Source organism: Vibrio lamellibrachiae (assembly GCF_050337265.1).
Taxonomy (GTDB): domain Bacteria; phylum Pseudomonadota; class Gammaproteobacteria; order Enterobacterales; family Vibrionaceae; genus Vibrio; species Vibrio kyushuensis.
In genome coordinates, this window is the sequence record NZ_JAKJSU010000006.1 from 112,908 (window position 1) to 135,888 (window position 22,981).

Here is a 22,981-nt window from a genome sequence, read left to right on the forward strand (position 1 = left end):
TGGTGAATATCTAAATGTGTTCATATACACTAAGAAAATTATCGCCGCAAAAAAACTGCACATCATTTCTATTTCTGGTCGATACCTTTTATAGAAGATAGTGCTAATCAATAATTAATGGCGTAGCTACACACTTGCTTTGTTGCTGAAAGGGTATAGTTTGCTATTACGTTTCCTTCTGCTTTTATCTATTGCGCTGTTACCTCAGGTAGCAGCAGCGATCGATACTTCACCATCCGTATTTTATCCTCTGTCGACTCAAGCAGAGGGGCGAGTCATTGCGGCTAAAAACCTTTTTCTTAGTGAACAGGGCGGGATTTGGATTCATGATGTTCATGGCCGAGTCGTTTTTTATGATGGAAAAAATACGCTACCAAGGCGCGGTTCTGTCTTAGACTTCACTACCGAGCAACTTGTTTATCTCGACCAATCTTTTTGGTCGTTTGCTGATAACGAGATTTATCGTTCTGAGCCTAATCAGCAACGTGAACTGGTCTTTAGCTTAACTCCGGGAACTTCAATCCGTACCATAGGCACATCTAAACAACTGATCTGGGTTGCCGATGACAGCAATTTCTACACGTACAACATTGATTCTGGCGAGTTTAGAAGTTACTCCTTGATGGAGTTGTATCAGTCAAGCCAGTCTAGCCGAGTTGTAATTAACGATGCCCAGTTTATTAAGTCTAAATGGGTGTTGGCAACAAATACGGGTGTGTTCTTATCTGATAAGAACCAATTCTCCCATGTTAGCGCTTCAGGCAACAAATTTATTGAAACACTCTACTTTTCTGAAACTCGTAATGAGTTGGTGGTAGGGTCTTTATCTGGCGCATTAGTCATCGATATCTTTCAACCACAGAAAACAATAAAGCCAATTAGTAAACATCATGTTTTGTCGATAGTTGAGACAGATACTGAATACTGGATAGGTACCGAACTTGGCTTGTTCGTATACTCCTTTGCAACAGGTGTAACAGTTGAACTAAAAAGTAGTGTTAGTGCTAAATACGATTTAGCAGGTAGTAAGATTTACGCTTTGATTAATGATGCCCGACAAGGAATATGGATTGCGACAGAACAAGGCATTCGGTACTTTTCTCTTTACAGTAAAAAATTTCGCCGAGTTCCTAAGTATATGCTTACGTATAATAGCGGCGGAGAGTCCCTCAAAAAAATCGTAAAAAATGAAAACCAAGAAGGGTATTGGCTTGTATCCGACAAAGCTCTCTATTTGGTTTCATTGCAAAACCACCCAACGACAACCCTTGTTTACAATCAAAGTGAGGTCTATGACATAGTGCAGCACAATGATGTGCTTTTACTTGCGACAGGCTCTGGAATCGTATGTGTTGATGTTAAAACAGGGAAAGTCATTAAAGACGATGGTTTGCCATTAGTCATTAAATCAAAGGCTGTTGAACAGCTTGAGATCGATGATGATGGGCGAGTATGGGGCATCAAAGGCCCTCAGCTTTGGTCCTATGATATAGAAAATAACACTTTCAAGGACTATGGTGATCAGTGGATGGTGAGCCGCTTCTTACCTGCAAAGGTGACGCAGTTAAGGACAACTAAATCGTTAGGGTTACTCATTGGTACTGACCACGGTCTTTATCAGTTAATCGGCGGGAAGATTAAGTTTTATAAAGACAGCACTCAATTCGGTCACGTTGTCGCTATTAAAGAAGTTGGTGACTTTGTGTGGGCAGCGTCTACGTATGGTCTATATAGAGTGAATAATGATGAGGTCTACTCTCAGCCAATACCGCTCATCGAACAGAATGTTAGCCCAAAATGCTTAGTGAGCAACGGTGATGGTGTGTGGTTAACATCTTCCGCCGGGTTATCCTACTATGATACTGATGCGAATATTATCAAACATATAGGCGCTCCGTTTGGAGTGTTAAACAATGAGTTTGTGTCGAGCCTATGTGATTTAAGCAATGATGGAATTAATGATTTATTGTTAGGTACGACTAATGGCCTAGTTCAAGTGAGCGAATCCGCGTTATTGAATGATCCACTACCGCCTTATCAAGTACTCTTTAGCCAAATTAACGTGAATCAAGAGCCCATTTCCCTAGGTGAAAAATTGCCTAAAAGCTTCACTGTTCGATATGGCGATTCTATTAGTTTCTTGGTTGGTGTCGTTCCATGGAGTCACAGTGACCAACTGTATTATCGCTTAGACGTTGATAGCGATTGGACAGAACTTGAAGGTTATCAACTTTCATTTGATCATTTAATGCCGGGGACTCATTCCTTAAAGATAAAGCGAATCTCGCGTACTGGTGATAGCAGTGTACAAGTCAGCCAAGTATTTACTGTTTTAGAACCATGGTACCTGTCGACCTGGGCGATCGTTTTTGCTGTTTTCATGACTCTATTACTTGCTGGGCTCATATCGTTTTGGCGATCTAGAATGATGTCTGCGTCAAATAAGCTGCTTAAAGCAAAGGTCTCCTTAAAAACCAACCAATTGCGTCACCAAAGCCGGATTCTGCTCACCAATAACCAACAATTACGAAAGCAATTGGAAGTCAGACACCTGATATATAACCAGGTGATCACGTCAGTGCAAGAGAACTTAAACAATTTAGCCCGTAATAATCATAGGGAATACAGCCTGTCATCACAGGACGTGATTAGACTCGTCTCAAAAGAGCTTGAGATATTGCGTGATGCGAAAAGTAATGGCAACGGTACAAAACAGATATTTGATTTGTCTCTGGTGATCTCAAGTGTTTTGTCTGGCTGGAAGCCAGAGTTTTCTAAATCTGAAATTGGCATTCAATTTAGTTGCTCTGAAAGTGAAGTGCTTGTTGAACTGAGTAATTTTAATTTGGATGTTGTGATTAATACTCTATTAGACAGTATTTTAAATCGGTGCTTTAGAAATCAACAGATTCAAATAGAGTTAAGCACGGTCGATGGGTTGGCTGTTATGAAAATGACGGACTCTGGGCGTGAGTTCCCTGATATCGAACATTATGAACAGATCATGTCTATGGACTTAAGTGTTCATAACCTACCAGCTTTGGTGGCGGAGAGTGGTGGTCATCTCGCATGCTACATTTCTAAGGAACGAAATTTAATAGAGATATCATGGCCTAGGGCAAAGAATATAGCTTCAGTTAATATCGATCAAAATGAGTCTCCATTTGGTCATGTAGAAGCTGTTTCAGAAGTGAGCGATGCAGAACGAAATTGGATTCGGAAGTTAGATGATTTGCTGCATAAGCACTATTCTGATGCCGAATTTGGTACTGCAACTGCCGCGAAGCTACTGTTTATTTCAGAGCGCAGCCTTCAGAGACGTTTTAAAGCTAGCCATGATCGGACATTTAAAGAGTATTTGAACGAATATCGTTTGGATAAAGCGGTGAAAAAATTATTAGCGGGTGAAAAGGTCTCTGACGTTGCTTTTGACTGCGGCTATAACGATGCCTCCTATTTTAGTCAGCGCTTTAAGCATCACTTCGGTGTTCCACCAACACAATTTGTTGGTGGCCATGAGCAGGCCGCTAATAAGTAATTTGAACGGTTGGTTATCAACGTAAGCAATTGTCATTGATGATTGCTTCTTACATCCCTGCCTTCTTTATGTGCTCAGTTGTTCGTGATTTGATACTTCTTTCCTAGCGTACTCCCTCCTTCAATAATCGAATCTCGTCGCTTTAATTTGACGGGCCTGTTTCTTTGATTGGTGTCCAACATCAACGAATTATTTTTGCACCCCCCTTCATTGATATCGACCAATTTCATGGTTCACCAAGCGTCGAGTCCACAACACAAAGAAACAAGCTATCGTTGCAACGACTCTACGCGTTAGTAAAGCTCAGTTGTGTTCTTAGGCTTAAATTATCACTATTTAGAAATAGATACGTGTGAAGAACTGTCTTGAAGCTTTGATGATTCAGAGGAGGAGATTAGAGTAACGGCAAACCAGTATCATGCGAGGTTGAATGAGATTATAAGGAACTATTGTAGAGTTGATTGAAGTTTGAAGGGGAAGAAAAAAAATATCGTGGCATAGCCGGGGGACTATACCACGGGTGTCAATGACACCTTCGCTTGCTGCCGGAGTGATATGGCGAGAACCATACCACCTCTGGAATTTGTTTAGAGGAAAACCCTCTCGACGTGATTAACTATAAAATAGCCTACTTATTTTACGTATAAAATTAACGCCAACATAATATAAGAAAAGCGACACATTTAAGGTTTGGTTGTAAGTAATTGTTTTTAAATGATTTTATGTGTTCAATTTGAGAGCGCTAATACACATCAACAATCAAACTGTGAAACAAAGTGTAAAAATTAACGTTTTTAACGTGGCGTCAATTCACGAAATTGACGATATCAATTTTGCAAAGTTTGATTTCACACAATAAGTGAAGGGTTAATAGACATTACAATCGATAATAACAATCCTTCTCATTACTGTTGAGCGTGTGTATATATGAAGTTGTCCGAACTAAATCAAGGTGAGAGCGCTGTTATCCAGTCGTTCCTGTCATTGTCATTAGAGACCCGAAAAAAACTCATGGTGATGGGAGTGCTGCCTAATACACCAGTAACACTTATTCGCAGAGCGCCTATGGGCGATCCGATTCAAGTAGATGTTAGAGGCGTCTCTTTAGCATTACGTGAAAATATTGCCGCTGAAATTTTAGTCGAGGTTAATTCGTGAGCTATCAAATCTTAACTGTCGGCAATCCAAATAGTGGAAAAACGACCCTATTTAATGCTTTGACAGGCGCGAAGCAGCAAGTAGGCAACTGGGTTGGTGTGACAGTTGAAAAAAAGACCGGTGTATTCGCGCACTCTGGCGATAGTTTCAATCTGACTGACTTACCGGGGATTTACGCACTAGACAGTGGTAACGACGCCAATAGTATCGATGAGTCCATTGCTTCAAGAGCCGTGCTCACTCACCCTGCCGATTTAATTGTGAATGTGGTTGATGCAACGTGTCTTGAGCGATCGCTCTATATGACACTGCAACTCAGAGAACTCGGTCGACCAATGATTGTCGTTCTCAATAAAATCGATGCACTGAAGAGAGAGCGTCAGCACATCGATACCAAAAAATTGGAACAAGCCCTTGGCTGTCCGGTAATGACATTGTCTGCAAATGATAAGCATCAAGTAACAGACTTTAGAGAAAAATTACATAAACAGATCGTTCAAGGTATCGCTCCGCACGAATTGGAACTTACCTATAACGAGGTTTTTGAGCAATGCATCCAAAAAATTGAACCGATATTCACTGATGAAACGGTTACAAAAAGAGCTCTCGCTATTCGAGCTTTAGAGAATGACCGACTCGTACTCAATGGATTAAAAGATCAAGATAGAGAAATGGTTGTTTCGCTTCAGAACGCATGCGATATCGATATAGATTTGCTTGTAGCCGATACTAAATATACCTATCTACATCAGTTATGTAAGAAAGTGAGAAAAACTGAGGGAAAACTAAGCAGAAACTTCACTGAGCAGGCAGACAACATCATCTTGAACAAGTGGGTGGGTATTCCTTTCTTCTTTGTTGTTATGTACTTGATGTTTATGTTCTCGATTAACATTGGTAGTGCATTTATCGATTTCTTTGATATCGGTGTTGGTGCATTACTTGTAGATGGTGGGCACTACCTACTTGATGATCATTTGCCTGTATGGCTTGTTACTCTAATTGCCGATGGTGTGGGTGGCGGTATCCAGACTGTTGCGACCTTCATTCCTGTAATCGCAGCTTTGTATCTATTTTTAGCTATATTGGAAAGTTCTGGTTATATGTCGCGTGCTGCTTTTGTGCTCGATAAAGTTATGCAGAAGATCGGGCTTCCCGGTAAAGCCTTTGTTCCATTGGTTCTTGGTTTTGGATGTAACGTACCATCAATCATGGCAACACGAACATTAGATCAAGAAAGAGAGCGCAAACTCGCAGCATCTATGGCTCCATTTATGTCGTGTGGTGCTCGATTACCTGTATACGCACTGTTTGCTGCAGCGTTTTTCCCAGAAAGTGGTCAGAATATTGTTTTTGCTTTGTATTTACTTGGTATTGTCGCTGCTGTCTTTACTGGGTTGGTGTTAAAACACACAATCTACCCGGGCTCAAGTGACAGCTTAATTATGGAAATGCCAGATTATGAATTACCAACACTCCAGAATGTTCTAATCAAAACATGGCAAAAGTTGAAGCGTTTTGTTTTGGGTGCAGGTAAAACCATTGTTATTGTTGTGACGATTTTGAGCTTCTTAAACTCTTTGGGTACTGATGGTAGTTTTGGTAATGAGGACAGTGAGAAGTCGGTTTTATCTAAGGCTTCACAGGTTGTGACCCCAATATTCTCACCAATTGGCATCAATCAGGATAACTGGCCAGCGACGGTTGGGATTATCACCGGTATTTTTGCGAAAGAAGCGGTCGTTGGCACGCTAAACAGCTTATATACATCATCTGATGAAGAGGCTGAAGAGTACGATTTAATGGCAAGCTTGGAAGAGGCAGTTATGTCTATTCCTGAAAATTTGGTTGGAATTAGCTACTCGGATCCATTGGGTATTGAAGTGGGTGATTTAACCGATATGGATTCAGTCGCCAATGAGCAAGAAGTCGATACGTCAATATTTGGGAACTTGAAAGGGAAATTTGAATCTGCACATGCAGCCTTTGCCTATCTAATCTTTATTTTGATCTATACGCCGTGTGTCGCAGCAATGGGTGCTTACGTAAAAGAATTTGGGCATAAGTTTGCAAGGTTTATAGCAATTTGGACCATGGCGTTAGCCTATGGAAGTGCGACGTTATATTACCAAGCATCGCAAATTATGATTAATCCAGTAACCAGTACTTCTTGGATTGCTGCAATTCTTGTGACCTGTTGGGCTATCTATAGCTATATGAAATCGCAAGGAGTGAAGCAACAACTAGAGGCCCAGACGGTATGATTTTAACTGAATTGATTGAACATATTACGAAAAATGGTACAACTAGCCGCCAAAAACTAGCGAATAGATTTTCTATTGGTGAAGATGGCGTCGACGCTATGCTCGAAGTATGGATCAGGAAGGGTAAGATCAGTCGAATCAATGATACTAGTAAGGCAGGTAATATCACAGGTGTTCGCTATTGCTCTAATTCAAAAGATAGCTTATCGATGACAGTAACTATGTAACTATGTAACTATGTAACTATGTAACTATGTAGCTATCTTAAGTTCGAGTTAAATACTTTCGAAAAGTAAAATGCCGCATTAGATGCGGCATTTTTTATAAGTCGCTTTATTGATAGAAGCGGCTATTACCAACTTTTCTTATCAGCGGTCTTGCTATTAGTGACCTTTTTCCAGGGAGTAACGGCAAAATATCTCTATTGCGCGTAAGGATTAAAGATGGAACTGAGTGAAAGAACATTCTTAATTCGCGCTAGCATTGTTAATTGCTCACTCTCATTTCTGAATTGGCCATTGGTGTTTCCCCATAAAGGACCAGGCCATGCGACATCGTCACTAAAACGGGCAATGTGATGTATATGAAGTTGAGGCACCATGTTTCCTAGTGCACCTAAATTAAGCTTATCTGGTTTAAACGTTGCTTCAAGAGCTTGGCTAACCGCTTGTGATTCATATAAAAACTGCTGTTGCTCTTTCATCGTTAGGTGATGAAGCTCTTTTAAATTATTTCGCTTGGGTACCAAAATAACCCAAGGCACCGCATTATCTTTATGAAGCAGTGCGAGACACAGTGGGAATTCACCGATTACCGTGGTGTCATTGGCTAGTTGTGGATGAAGTTCAAAGCTCATAATGTTGGTCTCACCAATAAAGTCAGTAATGTCGATGTCGTTTATTATTCTAAACGACCATGGGGTTGATTCAGTTTACAACAGGCAAAAAGAAAGGTTGACGCAAAACGCCAACCTTTTCAAATGATACTTTGTTAACGTTTACTACATACGTTCTAGTGTATCGATACCAAGTAAAGATAAACCTTGTTTGATCGTTTTCGCAGTCAACGCAGCCATTTTTAATCGGCTACTTTTCACTGATTCATCTTCAGCAATAAGAATAGGGCAAGCTTCGTAGAAACTAGAGAACTGGCCTGCTAATTCAAATAGGTAGCTACACATAATGTGAGGCTGACCTTCACGCGCGACTGATTGTACTGCTTCTTCAAATTGAAGAAGTTTGGCAATCAGTGATTTCTCTTTCTCTTCCGTTACTTTAATGTCACCGGTAAGCTCATCCATAGAGATACCAGCTTTAGCAAATACAGAAGCAACACGAGTATAAGCATATTGCATGTAAGGAGCAGTATTACCTTCAAACGCAAGCATGTTGTCCCAGTCAAACACGTAATCAGTCGTACGGTGCTTAGATAGGTCTGCATATTTAACCGCAGCCATTGCAACGGTATTAGCGATCACGGCTTTTTCATCTGCAGCTAGCTCAGGGTTCTTTGATTCGATTAGCTTCGCTGCACGAATTTCTGCTTCATCAAGAAGATCAGCAAGACGAACCGTACCACCTGCACGAGTTTTAAATGGTTTGCCATCTTTACCTAGCATCATACCAAACGCATGGTGCTCAAGAGATACTGATTCAGGTAGGTAACCCGCTTTACGAACGATTGTCCAAGCTTGCATTAGATGCTGATGCTGGCGAGAGTCAATGAAGTAAAGAACACGATCAGCGCCTAGCTGCTCATAACGGTATTTCGCACATGCAATATCGGTTGTAGTGTACAAGAAGCCGCCGTCACGTTTTTGGACGATTACACCCATTGGGTCGCCATCTTTATTCTTGTACTCATCTAAGAAGACAACTTGTGCGCCATCATCTTCTTGAGCAAGGCCTTGCTCAGCAAGATCTGAAACAATCTTAGGTAGCATATCGTTATACATGCTTTCACCCATTACGTGTTCACGAGTCAGTGATACGCTAAGGCGGTCATAGTTACGCTGGTTTTGAATCATGGTAACGTCAACAAGTTTTTTCCACATCTCAGCGCAGAACTCGTCACCACTTTGTAGCTTAACGACGTAGCCACGGGCTTTTAGTGCAAACTCTTCATCTTCGTCGTAAAGCTTTTTAGATTCACGGTAGAAGCCTTCAAGGTCAGAAAGTTCCATTGAAACTTCACCTGATTCAGCTTGAACACGCTCCAAGTTGGCAATCAACATGCCGAATTGAGTACCCCAATCACCAATATGGTTGGCACGGATAACATTGTGGCCTAGGAACTCTAGCGTACGAACAACAGCATCACCGATGATTGTTGAACGCAAGTGACCAACGTGCATCTCTTTAGCAACGTTTGGCGCTGAGTAGTCAGCAACGATTGTTTGAGCTTCAGCTTCAGTAACACCAAGGCGAGAGTCTGCAAGTGCAGCATCGGCTTGCTTGGCAAGGAAAGCTTCATCTAGGAAGATATTAAGAAAACCAGGACCTGCAATTTCAACCTTACTTGCAATTCCATCTAGGTTTAGAACATCCAATACTTTTTGAGCAAACTCACGCGGATTTGTGCCTAGTCGTTTAGCAACGCCCATTACACCGTTCGCTTGGTAATCACCAAATTGTGCTTTTGCAGATTGACGTACAGCGGCAGGGCTTCCTGCAGGTGCGCCAGCGGCTTCAAGAGCCTGAGATACTTTATCATTAATAAGTGCTTGGATATTCACACGGGTTTCCTTCAATTCGTTGGAATTGTAAAACTATGCATAGAGCGGTGCAGGAACAGGCACTTTGACTGGTATGCATAACTTCTATTGTTCTTCAATTGGCGCTCATAATAACAACTTTATTGCTAAGCATATAGGGAGTTAAAGGGGAATTTTTCCACTTTTAACAGGGTTATTGATACTATTATGGCGAAATCAATGTTTTGGATACCAAATAATGTCACAACTCCTTGCAAAAGCAGACTTAACCCCAGCGCAAATGAAAGTAAAACTTAATGAGTTTATGCAAAAAATCACCGCATTAAGTGACCTTTTATGCCTAAATTTGTCCGAGTATCAAGCCGATCATATCGCGTTGCGTATTAATGACCCCGAGCTGGCAAGTTTGGCTCATCAAGAGTGGCAAAAAGAGGGAAGGGTTATTTCAGAGGCTCACATAAACGGACGCCCAATTATTGTCATTGAGTTTGATGCTCCTTTGCAAGGGAGAGAGTGGTCGATTGAATGTTTAGAGTTGCCATACCCTGCTGTAGGAAAGATATACCCTACTCAATCATGGGAGCATGTTGAGTTTGTTGTTCCAAGTGATGCAATGACGGCTGATGAATATCTTGTCGATTTGAAAGCTCGATTCCCAGAATTTAATAATGCTTACGATGAGCTTGAACAGCTTGGAGTTGGTGTGAAATTATCAAGCCCTAAGGGAGAAGGGGAGCGACTAAATAATCCAACAGTTGCATTCAAATGGAGTGGAGTGTGCATTAAGCTCCACCCCCACTCATTAAAAGCGATTGTTGAGTCTGAACGCAGTTAATTCTAACTGCACTCGATAGACATCAGGTCTTGGCGATTTAGCCAAGATTGCAATCTTTCGGCCTAAGTTGAAATTCACTGGTAGAGCCAATCTCTTGTCCAAGGTCGAGCGCGTCTTCTTCGTGATGCGCATCGCCTTGAGTGTGCATAATCAATCGGCTAGCTGTTCTAGGTTTCAGTTCATTGACAACGAATCGGATCATATCGCTACGTGTGAGATTTTTGAGCTCTTCTAACACGGTCTCTCTTTGATTAAATTGAACATCTTTATTGCCTATCGCTACCCATAACCGTTGTGCCCGCCCACGAAGCGTACTGTCTGGCGTTGATATTTGATTCCAGAGCCCTCTTTTACTGCTGTGCCATTGATATTCGTTGAGCTCCAGCAAGACCATATAAAATGCATTTAAAAACTCATCAATCGAGCTAATAAGATCAATAGGGGCGGCGTTTGGTGATTGAACATAAAGAACAATACCAGGATGGCGATTTAGTGGCATATTCCCAGTACCGACCATATAACCCAGCTGCTGCTTGGTGCGGATCTCGTGGAAGAAAGTGGCCGACATTAGATGATTGGCCAAAGAGTAGAGTGCGATACTTTTTGGGTGGGTATTTTCACATTGATAGTAAACAACAATGGCGGAGTCATCTTGATTACAGATGACTTCTTTTTGGAATGTTCCGTTTTTACCCAACATGACTAAAGGTCGCAAAGACTCTTCGTAGGATTGGTTGCTTACTCTAAGAGCGTTCTTTAGTGTATCAGCGAGTGATAAAGCCGCTTTTTTGGTCCAATCTCCATATACGAACATTTCAACGTGAAGTTCACCTAGAATATCATCAACAAATGAAGAGAGTTCCTCAACATCAATGGTTTCAAGTGCTTCAATTAACGACGCATAAGGAGGGTTGTTAGGTTGTAATAAACCGGTAATTGCATTGAAAAGTTGCGAAATTGGTCGATCTTGAGATGAATTTCGCCAGCTGCGCAATAGTTGTTGTTTAATGGATTCAAAGCGCTCTGAATTAAACTGTCTTGCTGCAAATTGAGCTAGAATCATCTCCATCAAATCAGCCTGCTTTTGGCTGAAACCGGAAATGGAAAGGGTTACCCCACCTTGATGGCAGTACAGGTTATAGCTCATACCTGCTATTTCGGCTTGATAGGTTTCCTTAACCAATGAATCTAAAAACATCTCCACACAAAGACGTGTTTTAACGATGTTTCTTGGCGTAGCTACAGAATATGGGCTATCGATCGCGACGTAAATTACCCCTTTAGGAACACGAAATTCACTGTCTTGTAAGTGCCAAAGCTTAAAACCATCCTGCTCTTCGATGACTTCTGGAATATCACTGTGTTTTTCGATCTCTTGGGGATCTAAGTCGTAACAGATAAAGGCGTTTCTAGGCGGAAGCACTAAACTACTTTGCTGCAAAGGTGTTTGAAAAGTAATGTGTTGTTGTGAACTAATCGGCGTAATCGAATAGGGCGTGCTATACCATTTTGCTACTTTGTCATAATGACCGTCTTTTGCCACTAGCGTAATGCGAGCGTTGTCTGCGGTAAACGTAGCCAGTAATGAACGAATCAATGTTTCATCGTATTGACTCATCATGTAGTCACCGTAAATCACATCGGATTCATCATAGTGCTGCATGTTAATGACAAGGTGGCTAGCAAGATCAAGCGGCGTTGTTGGCTCTTGAAAGCGGAACGCTGATTCAAGTACTGCCTGCTTTTCTTTATAACGCCACTCATCAAAGCCATCTGCTTCAATCATTTTGATAAAATGAAAAACAGATTGGATGATGAGGTCAGTATTTTCTAAGCCTTCATTCGTAAGCGTGCAGCTAACAGTGAATTCTCGGTAGTTGTCACCACTTACACCACCCCCTGCAGAAAGCGAAGTAATATAACCTTGATCTTTGAGTAGCAATAGCAGGCTACCTTCCCCTTCATAACCGAGAAGGTGGGCCAAATAAGAGAGAGGTTTGGTTTGGTAATACTTTTTAATGCTAGCTAGCGGAAACGCTATGATGAGTTTTTTTATCTCTTTAACCGGCTCAACTTGAACAATAATATTGGTGCTATTTTCGCCCAAGTATGGAATATCTATGACTTTATCATTTAGTTGGTTGTTGATGACATCGGAGAACTTCTCATTCGCCCACGATTCAAGCTCATCAAGAGAGTGGTTACCGACCAAGGTTAGTGTCATTAGGTCGGCGGAGTACTGATTTTGATAAAAGGCGATAATTTCGTCGCGAATAGACCCACTGTCGTTGTCACTGAGAGTTTCAATGTTGCCGACTGAAAACTTTGCAAAAGGGTGAGCCTGGTTAATGGTCTCTTTATGAACTTGATAGAGGCGTCGAGCATCATCTTGAAGCTTCATCTTATATTCAGATTCAACCGCTTCACGCTCTTTTTCTAAAGCTTCATTGTTAAATAGAGGGTGAGTAAAAAACTGACTAAAACGATCAAGAGACTGGTTGAAAGCGTTTGGTGCAACATCGAAGAAGAAACAGGTGTGCTCAGTGCCAGTCCAAGCATTATTGTTGCCACCGTGTTGACTAATATAACTCTGGAACTCTCCAACTTTGGGAAACTTTTCAGTGCCTAAAAATAACATGTGCTCAAGAAAATGAGCTAAGCCTTGTCTTTCGTTAGGATCATCAAAATGACCTACTTTAACGGCTAGTGCTGCAGCAGACTTTTGTGCATTTTGATCGTGAACTAATAAAGTTCTTAACCCATTAGATAGCGTGATGTAGCGATAAGTATTAGTATCATTTGGGCTTAAATGCACAGTGGATCTCCGTCTCGATGGGCGCAAGAACTAAGGTCAATAGACCGTTAAATTGTAATAATTCGATAACAAGTATGACTGTTGAAATCATCTCCTGCAAACTTAGGCCTGCTAATAGTTATAATAAACGTTACTTAAGTCTCGGATTTCAATAGATTGTTAGAAAAGCCAACCGAATTAGCATGGCGCTTGATATAATTATCCATAAGTAATAATAAATTGATAGAGCAGCGATAGACTGCAATTGAAGTGATTATTTTCACCAAACTCAAATGTTTTTAGGAAGCCCAAAATGAAAATTTTTATTATGCGTCATGGTGAAGCAGAACACTTTGCTGCTTCAGATGCAGAAAGAGCATTAACCGTTGGTGGTCGTTCAGCCTCAATTTCGGTTGCAAAGGCATGTACCCAGCAAGGTTTCTCACAGTTTGATAAAGTGCTAGTGAGTCCTTACTTAAGAGCGCAGCAGACATGGAAGGCGATCAGCCAAGAATTCACGGCTAACCAAGTCGAGACTTGTGATGATATTACTCCTTACGGTCAATCGCCTCAGGTCTTTGATTATGTCAATGCACTGATTGAACTAGAAAAACCTGAATCTATATTGTTGGTTTCTCACTTACCATTAGTCAGCTATTTAACTGCAGAGTTTGTTACTGACATTGTTCCCCCTATGTTCCCTACGTCAGGGCTTGTTTGTATCGAATTTGATGCAAAAAAACAAAATGGAACCTTGCTGTGGAATATTCATAGCTAGATGTTGAATATTCACGCAGAGTAAATATCTGATCTCAGGGTAACTATTTGATCTCCGGGCACCTATTTTCAGCCAACTTTTTGACGTGTTCGGTGGACTAAATCTTGCATCCACGGATAAATCTATTTAAAGAAAGCTAATTTTAGAATTCAGGCCACTAGCGAATCTATGAAATTTACTCTTCCATTTGCGGATAAACTTCCATCAATCCCACAGCGTAGTATGCCGGCTATAGGCGCGCCAGTAATGGTACTGGCGACGTTGGGAATGATAATCTTACCGATTCCAGCGTTTATCCTCGATCTTTCATTTACCTTCAATATCGCTTTAGCGATGGTCGTTTTATTAGTTACGGTTTACACACGTCGGCCGTTAGATTTCGCTGCGTTTCCTACCGTCCTACTTATCGCCACATTATTGCGTTTAGCACTTAATGTTGCCTCGACTCGTGTCGTTTTATTACATGGTCACGAAGGGCCGGGCTCTGCGGGTAAAGTGATTGAAGCGTTTGGTAACGTTGTTATCGGTGGTAATTACGCTGTAGGTCTAGTTGTATTCCTTATCTTGATGATCATTAACTTTATGGTTGTGACTAAAGGTGCAGGACGAATTTCAGAAGTAAGTGCCCGCTTTACGCTGGATGCCTTGCCTGGTAAGCAAATGGCAATCGATGCGGATTTGAATGCAGGCCTAATTGATCAAGACCAAGCCCGATTACGACGCTTTGAAGTGACCAAAGAAGCTGACTTTTACGGTTCAATGGACGGAGCTTCAAAGTTTGTTAAAGGTGATGCGATTGCGGGCATATTGATACTGTTTATCAATATTATCGGTGGCCTGGCCATCGGTATGGCGCAATATGGTTTAGGCTTCGGAGAAGCAATCGAAATCTACACCTTGTTGACGATCGGTGATGGTCTAGTTGCACAAATACCTTCGCTATTACTGTCAATTGGCGCTGCCATGATGGTTACTCGCCAAAATACCGACGAAGACATGGGCCAGCAAGTTGTCTTCCAAATGTTTGATAACCCAAAAGCTCTAACCATAACTGCAGCTATTCTAGCGGTTATGGGGGTTGTTCCCGGTATGCCTCACTTTGCCTTCCTGTTATTGGCTGCGATTGCAGGGGGGAGTGCTTATGTTATTACTCGTAAGCAGAAGAAAACGGAAGAAGAAGCCAAGCTGCCAGCAACAATCGAGAAAGAGTCATCGACGCCCAAAGAACTCTCTTGGGATGATGTTCAGCCCGTTGATATTATTGGATTAGAAGTAGGATATAGGCTCATTCCACTGGTCGACCGAGATCAAGGTGGTGAGCTTTTAGAACGGGTTAAAGGGGTGAGAAAAAAACTCTCCCAAGATTTTGGTTTTCTTATTCCAGCGGTACATATTCGCGACAACTTAGAGCTCACGCCTAACAGTTATCGCATCACCTTGATGGGGGTGGCGGTTGGTGAAGCTGAAATTCGCCCGGATCAAGAGTTGGCGATAAATCCGGGTCAAGTTTATGGAATGATAGAAGGTGAGCACACGATCGATCCCGCTTTTGGTCTAGAAGCAGTATGGATTCGTGAAGAGCAACGAGAGCATGCTCAAGCGTTAGGTTACACAGTGGTGGATTCATCAACTGTACTTGCGACTCATTTGAGTCAATTATTAACCAATAACGCATCACAATTAATTGGTCATGAAGAAGTTCAAAACTTGATGGAAATGCTATCAAGAAGTGCACCTAAACTGGTTGAGAATTTTGTACCCGATCAGTTGCAATTAGGCACCGTAGTTAAGGTTCTACAAAACTTACTCAATGAAGCGATACCGATTAGAGATATCAGAACAATCGTTCAAACCTTGTCTGAATACTCTAGTAAGAGTCAAGAACCTGACATTTTGACAGCAGCAGTTCGTATTTCTTTGAAACGATTAATTGTTCAGGAAATCAATGGCATAGAGCCAGAACTGCCAGTGATTACCTTGATTCCTGAGCTGGAACAAATATTGCATCAGACTATGCAAGCATCAGGGGGAGAGTCAGCGGGTATTGAGCCTGGGTTAGCAGAACGACTGCAAAGCTCATTAAGCCAAGCGACTCAAGAACAAGAATTAAAAGGTGAGCCAGCTGTATTGTTAACTTCTGGTGTACTGCGTTCAACCCTTGCGAAGTTTGTTAAGAACACTATCCCATCATTGAGGGTGTTGTCTTATCAAGAAATTCCAGATGAGAAACAAATACGAATTGTACAAGCGGTTGGAAATTAAGGGACTTGCTAGACCAATTCAAATATGGACATAGACTTTGAAAATTAAACGATTTTTTGCCAAAGATATGCGCTCTGCACTGCTTCAAGTCAAAGAAGAACTCGGTGCTGAAGCGGTGATCATGTCTAATAAAAAAGTCGCCGGTGGTGTAGAAATTGTTGCAGCTGTAGATGGTGATCAAGCACCTCGCCAAACAGCAGGTAGCCAATCAGCGACTAACTATACCTCCAGACCAAGAAATGAATCTACACAAGCGGCCGCTGCAAAACCACAGCCGACGCCCCGCCAGCTTGCTAATGACAAGGTAAGCTTACAAGCAGGTGCCGATTCAGGAAAATCCATGACTAAGCGCTTTGCTAACATGCTAAAGCAATACAGTAACGGCGAACCTGAATCAGAGCATCGAGCAGACAATGAAGATTCATTGACGGCACTTCTTAAGCGTCAGCGAAGTGCAGAACGTAGTTCAAATAATAATCGTGCCTCTAACAGGCCGAATAACGAAAATAACGCTAACGGTATGTTGTCTAATCCAGACTCACCTTTAGCTAAGTTGATTGCTCAAGATAGACGCACTGAAAGAGGTGCTCCTAAGCTTGACCCAACTCGATACGACAAGCCTCGCCGCGAAGAACAAAACGCAGGAGCAGAAGAGCTTGAAGGGATGCGAGAAGAGATGACGTCAATTCGTCGCTTACTTGAGCATCAAGTGTCGGGGCTTATGTGGCAAGAAGTTGAACGACGTGAACCACTGCGAGCAATGCTAATCAAGCGATTAGAAAGAATGGGTGTATCCCTTGAGTTAGCGGATCAACTGGCATGTTACATCCCGGAAGATACAGCACCACCCAAAGCGTGGAAAGCCTTGCTAGGTCTAGTGGCTGATCAAATACCAGTCGCAAAAACAGATATTTTAAAACGTGGTGGTATTGTTGCGTTACTTGGGCCAACCGGCGTAGGTAAAACAACCACCATTGCTAAATTGGCAGCACGTGCCGCGATGGAATATGGGTCTGATAACGTAGCATTAGTAACAACAGACACCTATCGAATTGGCGCACACGAGCAACTCTCCATTTATGGAAGAATTATGGGGTGTCCTGTAAGAGTTGCTAAAGATTCCAATGAGTTAGCCGATGTAATATATCAGTTGAGAAATCGCCGTTTAATTTTGGTCGATACAGCCGGTATGGGGCAGCGTGATGTGCGCTTATCAGAGCAACTAGACACGCTTATGCAAGAGAGTGGTGAGGTGATACACAGTTATCTAGTATTACCAGCCACTGCTCAACGAAAAGTTTTACAAGAAACCATAGAGCATTTTAGAAGAATACCGCTCTCTGGTTGCATCATGACTAAACTGGATGAATCACTCAGTTTGGGTGAGTTTTTAAGTGTTATTGTTCAAAACGCCTTACCCGTTGCTTATATAGCAAATGGTCAGCGAGTACCTGAAGATATTGTTTTGGCACAACCAAAATACATGGTAGCGAAAGCGAACGAATTACTTGAAAAGTCGACAGATAATGAACCTCACTACTGGAATAGTGACTCAGAAGAGGGGCTCTAGGCGGCGCAATTATATGACAGATAAAATGATTCATGACCAAGCAAGTGGCTTACGCCGATTAACTCAACCATCACAGACGAAAGTTATTTCTGTGACTGGTGGTAAAGGTGGTGTTGGTAAATCAAATGTAACTTTGGGGCTAGCTATTTGTATGGCGCGCCAAGGTAAAAAAGTGACTGTGCTGGATGCTGACTTAGGGTTAGCGAACGTTGATATCATGCTTGGAATTCGTCCAAAACGAAATCTGGGTCATGTATTGGCGGGCGAATGCGAGCTTCGAGATGCGATTGTGGAAGGCCCACATGGCATCAAAATCATTCCTGCGACATCAGGAACGCAAAGCATGACAGAGCTATCTCACGCACAACATGTCGGATTAATTCGTGCGTTTGGTAGCTTAGAAGAGGAAATGGACATACTGTTAATAGATACCGCAGCGGGTATCTCAGACATGGTTGTCAGTTTCTCGCGCGCAGCACAAGACGTTGTTGTTGTTGTTTGTGATGAGCCTACATCGATCACAGATGCATATGCACTGATCAAACTTTTGAGCAAAGAGCATCAGGTTCAACGCTTTAAGATTGTTGCAAATATGGTCAGAAGCTATCGAGAAGGGCGAGAATTATTCGCAAAGTTGACCTTGGTCACAGAGAGGTTCTTGAATGTCAGCCTTGAACTCGTAGCATGTATCCCATTAGATGATAAAGTGCGTCAAGCGGTTAAAAAACAAAAGATTGTAGTGGATGCATTTCCGAGATCTCCTGCAGCATTGGCCATTAGTTCACTAGCGAACAAAGCAGTAACATGGCCGATACCCAAAACGCCAAGTGGGCATTTGGAATTTTTTGTTGAGCGATTGCTAAATCGGACCGACATATTAGGGGAATCACTGAGTGAATAAAGCGCTGACTTACGATCAATACGCGAATCAAAATAGCCAAAAATTATTTTTGGAGAAATATTCCGTGTTGGTTAAACGCATAGCGCACCACCTCATTGGACGTCTTCCCCCAAGTGTACAAGTCGATGACTTAATTCAAGCTGGCATGATCGGCCTACTTGAAGCTCAAAAAAATTACGACGGCAGTAAAGGCGCAAGCTTTGAAACCTATGCAGGTATACGAATTCGCGGGGCTATGCTCGATGATATTCGTCGGGGAGACTGGGTTCCGCGCTCAGTTCACAAGCATAATAGAGAAATTGGCCAAGCAATATCCACGTTAGAAGGGGAGCTAAATAGAGACCCAACTGACGCTGAAGTTGCAAATCGCCTAGATATGTCGTTAAAACAGTACCACACTGTTTTAACAGATATAAATTGTTCTCGGTTAGTTGGTATTGAAGATTTAGGTATCTCAGACGATGCTATTTCTCCGGTAGAAGATGATAAAAACACTCCGTTTAGCGGTGTTGCGGATGAGTTTTTTAGAAAAGCATTAATAGAATCAATAAAATCGCTACCAGAGCGTGAAGCCTTAGTACTTTCGCTTTATTATGATGAAGAGTTAAACTTAAAAGAAATTGGTGAAATTATTGGTGTGAGCGAATCTCGTGTCAGCCAAATATTAAGCCAATCAATGCAGCGTCTACGTACTAAGTTAAGTGCTTGGACTGAACATGAATAACAATCACTGATATCACTCTCAGTGGAGGCAATTTTGAATAAAAATATGAAGATCCTTATTGTTGATGATTTTTCAACAATGCGTCGTATCGTTAAAAACCTACTACGTGACTTGGGGTTTAATAATACTCAAGAAGCAGATGACGGTCTTACTGCGTTGCCAATGTTAAAAAAAGGCGAGTTTGATTTTGTCGTAACAGACTGGAACATGCCAGGAATGCAGGGAATCGACTTACTAAAAAATATTAGAGCCGATGAAGAATTAAAGCATCTGCCAGTATTAATGATCACTGCAGAAGCGAAGCGTGAGCAGATTATCGAAGCTGCACAAGCTGGTGTTAACGGATACATTGTTAAACCATTCACGGCAGCTACGCTTAAAGAAAAACTTGATAAAATTTTTGAGCGTTTATAAGTCAAAAGTTGTAGACAATTATTAAGCGCAATTAAGGCCAAATCAGGATGATTTCACTAGAACAGGCAAAACAACTTGTCGAGCTACTTGAGAGTGAGCAACAACAGGAAGCTGACACGCTGGTAAAAACTATCTATGAGAGTGGAGATAGCTCCATGCTTAATGAGATAGGAGCGCTGACTCGAGATCTCCACGATTCACTTCAGAACTTTCATATTGATGAACGCATGAGTGAAATCGCAAAAGATGAGATTCCCGATGCTCGCGATAGGTTGAAATACGTTATAGAAAAAACGGAAGTTGCAGCCAATAAAACAATGGATGCCGTTGACCGTTGTATGCCTATCGCAAATAACCTTCATGAGGGCCTTATACAAGTAAGGCCTCAATGGAATGAGTTAATGCACGGTCGAATTGAATTAGCTCAGTTTAAAGCACTGTGTCACCGCATCGACGGATTACTAACTGAAGTCGAAGGTGATAGCACTGAGTTGAAAGGCCAATTGACTGAAATATTGATGGCACAAGATTTCCAAGATCTTACCGGGCAAATAATTAGCCGTGTCATCACATTGGTTAATGAAGTTGAAGATCGCTTAGTTGAGATTCTTACTGTATTTGGTACTAGCCAAAAGCAAGAATCAGAAGATAACAAGAATAAAGCATCAATCAGTCCTGAAGGACCAATTTTGAATCCTAATGAGCGAACGGATGCAGTTTCATCTCAAGATGAAGTCGATGACTTACTCTCAAGTCTTGGGTTTTAGGGGTAACGTATGAGCTATGATTTAGACGAAGATATTCTGCAGGACTTTTTAGTTGAGGCGGGTGAAATACTCGAATTACTTTCTGAACAACTTGTTGAGCTAGAAAATAACCCTGACGATAAAGAACTTCTCAACGCTATATTCCGTGGGTTTCACACAGTTAAAGGTGGCGCGGGCTTCCTTTCCCTAACGGAACTGGTTGATACCTGTCACGGCGCTGAAAACGTGTTTGATATTTTGCGTAATGGACAGCGATCAGTAAGTTCAGGTTTAATGGATACGATGTTGCGCGCTTTAGATACCGTTAACGCGCAGTTTAAAGCGGTTCAAGACTCAACACCGCTTCCAGTGGCAGATCAAGAACTACTTGATGAGCTTCATCGCATGTGTCGACCTGAGTCTGAAGATGAAGTAGCCGAAGAGCCTGCTGCACCTGAGGCTGTAGCTCCTGAGCCAGTCGCTACACCCACTCCAGAACCTGTTTCAGCTGCCCCTGCCGCATCAACGGATTCTGTAGGGTCACTTGATGAAATCACTCAAGATGAGTTTGAAAAGCTTCTTGATGAACTACACGGTAAAGGTACTGCGCCAAATCTAGCAGCCTCTACGCCTGCAGCAACAGAACCAGCTAAGCCAGCGGCTCCAGCTGCAAGTGCAGATATGAGCGGTGATATTACCGATGATGAGTTTGAAAAGCTTTTAGATGAATTGCATGGTTCAGGGAAAAGCCCTCAAGCCGCATCAACGCAAGCTCCAACACCTCCTCCAGCACCTGTTCCGCCTAAAGCTCCTGCTGCAGCTGCCGGTGGTGATGATTTAATGTCTGACGCTGAGTTTGAAAAGCTTCTTGATGATTTACATGGTTCGGGTAAAGGTCCTTCTCCGGATGAATTAGACGCAGCAACTCAGCCTGCCGCCGCGGCAGCACCACCGCCACCTGCACCAAAAGCTGCGCCTGCTCCAAAACCTGTAGCACAGCCAAAACCTGCACCTAAAGCCGAAGCTAAACCACCAGCGAAGAAAGAAGCGCCTGTTCCTGCAACTCAAGCGAAAAAACCGCAAGCAGAAGCCACAGTGCGTGTAGATACTTCAACGCTTGATACCATTATGAATATGGTTGGTGAGTTGGTATTGGTTCGAAACCGACTGCTTAGCCTTGGGTTAAACAGCAACGATGAAGAGATGGCGAAAGCTGTATCAAATTTAGATGTCGTTACTGCAGACCTACAAGGTGCGGTAATGAAAACTCGTATGCAGCCAATTAAGAAAGTGTTTGGTCGCTTCCCACGAGTTGTACGTGATTTAGCGCGTAGTTTGGATAAAGACATTACGCTTGAAATGCGTGGTGAAGATACTGATTTAGATAAAAACCTTGTTGAAGCTCTAGCCGATCCACTGATTCACTTGGTGAGAAACTCGGTCGATCATGGTATCGAAATGCCTGATGATCGCGCAAAGGCAGGTAAACCTCGCAATGGTAAAGTGATACTTTCTGCTTCTCAGGAAGGTGACCATATTGAACTGGCCATCGTTGATGATGGTGGTGGTATGGAGCCTGATAAGCTTCGTGCGATTGCCGTTAAGCGTGGCATGATGGATGAAGACGCAGCGTCTCGCTTGTCTAATAAAGAGTGTTTTAACTTAATCTTTATGCCGGGCTTCTCAAGTAAAGAGAAGATCTCTGATATTTCTGGACGTGGTGTTGGTATGGACGTGGTGAAAACCGCAATCAACACATTGAATGGTTCTATCGATATCGATTCTGAGCTAGGCAAAGGTACCAAAATTACTATCAAAGTTCCGTTGACGCTTGCGATCTTACCAACGTTAATGGTCGGTGTGGCGGGGCATCCTTTTGCACTACCACTCGCAAGTGTAAATGAGATTTTCCATCTTGATTTAAGCCGTACGAACGTAGTCGATGGTCAACTCACCATTATTGTTCGAGAAAAGTCTATTCCACTGTTCTATTTGCAGAATTGGCTAGCACCTCAAGCCGGTGTTGTTGAATTGAGAAAAGGACACGGTCATGTTGTTATTGTGCAAATTGGCAGCCAGAGAGTCGGGTTTGTTGTTGATACCTTGATTGGTCAAGAAGAGGTGGTGATTAAACCACTTGATAACTTGCTGCAAGGCACGCCTGGTATGGCCGGTGCAACAATCACTAGTGATGGACACATTGCACTAATTTTAGACGTACCAGATCTTTTGAAGCAGTACGCTGCCGCATCAAGAATCTAATTTACGTCAACAGATAAAAGGG

General features: G+C 42.2%; 16 protein-coding genes. 13 read left to right on the forward strand and 3 right to left on the reverse strand.

What is annotated here, in order from left to right; translation table 11 throughout:
- The first annotated feature begins 220 nt into the window (after nt 1–220).
- From L4C54_RS09720 to L4C54_RS09735, 4 genes are all read left to right on the forward strand, one after another.
- Complete coding sequence (locus tag L4C54_RS09720) at nt 221–3,538, forward strand: helix-turn-helix domain-containing protein (protein WP_428808282.1); 3,318 nt, start codon at nt 221–223, stop codon at nt 3,536–3,538.
- Nucleotides 3,539–4,465: 927 nt separating this feature from the next.
- On the forward strand, nt 4,466–4,696 hold the full coding sequence (locus L4C54_RS09725) for a FeoA family protein (protein WP_428802519.1): 231 nt from the start codon (nt 4,466–4,468) through the stop codon (nt 4,694–4,696).
- Nucleotides 4,693–6,960, forward strand: coding sequence for a Fe(2+) transporter permease subunit FeoB (gene feoB, locus L4C54_RS09730; RefSeq protein ID WP_428808028.1), 2,268 nt, complete (start codon nt 4,693–4,695; stop codon nt 6,958–6,960). Before L4C54_RS09725 ends, feoB begins: the two co-directional genes overlap by 4 nt.
- Nucleotides 6,957–7,187 (forward strand): FeoC-like transcriptional regulator, encoded by a 231-nt coding sequence (locus L4C54_RS09735; protein WP_428808029.1) that lies wholly within the window; start codon nt 6,957–6,959, stop codon nt 7,185–7,187. The genes feoB and L4C54_RS09735 overlap by 4 nt, the downstream gene beginning before the upstream one ends.
- A gap of 194 nt (nt 7,188–7,381) precedes the next feature.
- On the opposite strand, the gene L4C54_RS09740 is transcribed toward L4C54_RS09735, so the two are convergent.
- Nucleotides 7,382–7,816 (reverse strand): HIT family protein, encoded by a 435-nt coding sequence (locus tag L4C54_RS09740; RefSeq protein WP_428802516.1) that lies wholly within the window; start codon nt 7,814–7,816, stop codon nt 7,382–7,384.
- A 144-nt stretch (nt 7,817–7,960) separates the two neighbouring features.
- Nucleotides 7,961–9,694 carry an arginine--tRNA ligase gene (gene argS / locus L4C54_RS09745; protein ID WP_428808030.1) on the reverse strand — a complete coding sequence of 578 codons (1,734 nt, stop codon included), beginning with the start codon at nt 9,692–9,694 and terminating at the stop codon, nt 7,961–7,963.
- A 217-nt stretch (nt 9,695–9,911) separates the two neighbouring features.
- On the opposite strand from argS, the gene L4C54_RS09750 reads away from it, so the two are divergent.
- Complete coding sequence (locus L4C54_RS09750; protein WP_428808031.1) at nt 9,912–10,508, forward strand: VOC family protein; 597 nt, start codon at nt 9,912–9,914, stop codon at nt 10,506–10,508.
- A 37-nt stretch (nt 10,509–10,545) separates the two neighbouring features.
- Here L4C54_RS09750 and L4C54_RS09755 read toward each other — a convergent pair whose 3' ends face one another.
- Nucleotides 10,546–13,323 (reverse strand): insulinase family protein, encoded by a 2,778-nt coding sequence (locus L4C54_RS09755; protein WP_428808032.1) that lies wholly within the window; start codon nt 13,321–13,323, stop codon nt 10,546–10,548.
- A gap of 292 nt (nt 13,324–13,615) precedes the next feature.
- On the opposite strand from L4C54_RS09755, the gene sixA reads away from it, so the two are divergent.
- The 8 genes from sixA (at nt 13,616) to L4C54_RS09795 (ending at nt 22,959) form a co-directional block, all read left to right on the forward strand.
- Nucleotides 13,616–14,080: a phosphohistidine phosphatase SixA gene (gene sixA, locus L4C54_RS09760; protein WP_428808033.1), complete on the forward strand. Its 465-nt coding sequence runs from the start codon at nt 13,616–13,618 to the stop codon at nt 14,078–14,080.
- 168 nt (nt 14,081–14,248) lie between these two features.
- Nucleotides 14,249–16,342 (forward strand): flagellar biosynthesis protein FlhA, encoded by a 2,094-nt coding sequence (gene flhA / locus L4C54_RS09765; RefSeq protein WP_428802511.1) that lies wholly within the window; start codon nt 14,249–14,251, stop codon nt 16,340–16,342.
- A 37-nt stretch (nt 16,343–16,379) separates the two neighbouring features.
- Nucleotides 16,380–17,912: a flagellar biosynthesis GTPase FlhF gene (flhF, locus tag L4C54_RS09770; RefSeq protein ID WP_428802510.1), complete on the forward strand. Its 1,533-nt coding sequence runs from the start codon at nt 16,380–16,382 to the stop codon at nt 17,910–17,912.
- A gap of 13 nt (nt 17,913–17,925) precedes the next feature.
- Complete coding sequence (locus L4C54_RS09775; protein WP_428802509.1) at nt 17,926–18,813, forward strand: MinD/ParA family protein; 888 nt, start codon at nt 17,926–17,928, stop codon at nt 18,811–18,813.
- Nucleotides 18,806–19,537, forward strand: coding sequence for an RNA polymerase sigma factor FliA (locus L4C54_RS09780; RefSeq protein WP_428808034.1), 732 nt, complete (start codon nt 18,806–18,808; stop codon nt 19,535–19,537). The genes L4C54_RS09775 and L4C54_RS09780 overlap by 8 nt, the downstream gene beginning before the upstream one ends.
- Before the next feature lie 45 nt (nt 19,538–19,582).
- Entirely contained in the window at nt 19,583–19,951 is a 369-nt protein-coding gene (gene cheY / locus L4C54_RS09785; RefSeq protein WP_232767174.1) for a chemotaxis response regulator CheY, read from the forward strand.
- Nucleotides 19,952–19,998: 47 nt separating this feature from the next.
- Entirely contained in the window at nt 19,999–20,718 is a 720-nt protein-coding gene (locus L4C54_RS09790; RefSeq protein WP_428808035.1) for a protein phosphatase CheZ, read from the forward strand.
- 9 nt (nt 20,719–20,727) lie between these two features.
- Nucleotides 20,728–22,959, forward strand: coding sequence for a chemotaxis protein CheA (locus L4C54_RS09795; RefSeq protein ID WP_428808036.1), 2,232 nt, complete (start codon nt 20,728–20,730; stop codon nt 22,957–22,959).
- The last annotated feature ends 22 nt before the right edge of the window (nt 22,960–22,981 follow it).

Coding starts and splice junctions, on each gene's coding strand:
- L4C54_RS09725 (WP_428802519.1), top strand. CDS start 4,466: ATGAAGTTGTCCGAACTAAATCAAGGTGAGAGCGCTGTTATCCAGTCG.
- L4C54_RS09735 (WP_428808029.1), top strand. CDS start 6,957: ATGATTTTAACTGAATTGATTGAACATATTACGAAAAATGGTACAACT.
- L4C54_RS09740 (WP_428802516.1), bottom strand. CDS start 7,816: ATGAGCTTTGAACTTCATCCACAACTAGCCAATGACACCACGGTAATC.
- L4C54_RS09750 (WP_428808031.1), top strand. CDS start 9,912: ATGTCACAACTCCTTGCAAAAGCAGACTTAACCCCAGCGCAAATGAAA.
- sixA (WP_428808033.1), top strand. CDS start 13,616: ATGAAAATTTTTATTATGCGTCATGGTGAAGCAGAACACTTTGCTGCT.
- flhA (WP_428802511.1), top strand. CDS start 14,249: ATGAAATTTACTCTTCCATTTGCGGATAAACTTCCATCAATCCCACAG.
- L4C54_RS09775 (WP_428802509.1), top strand. CDS start 17,926: ATGACAGATAAAATGATTCATGACCAAGCAAGTGGCTTACGCCGATTA.
- cheY (WP_232767174.1), top strand. CDS start 19,583: ATGAAGATCCTTATTGTTGATGATTTTTCAACAATGCGTCGTATCGTT.
- L4C54_RS09790 (WP_428808035.1), top strand. CDS start 19,999: ATGATTTCACTAGAACAGGCAAAACAACTTGTCGAGCTACTTGAGAGT.
- L4C54_RS09795 (WP_428808036.1), top strand. CDS start 20,728: ATGAGCTATGATTTAGACGAAGATATTCTGCAGGACTTTTTAGTTGAG.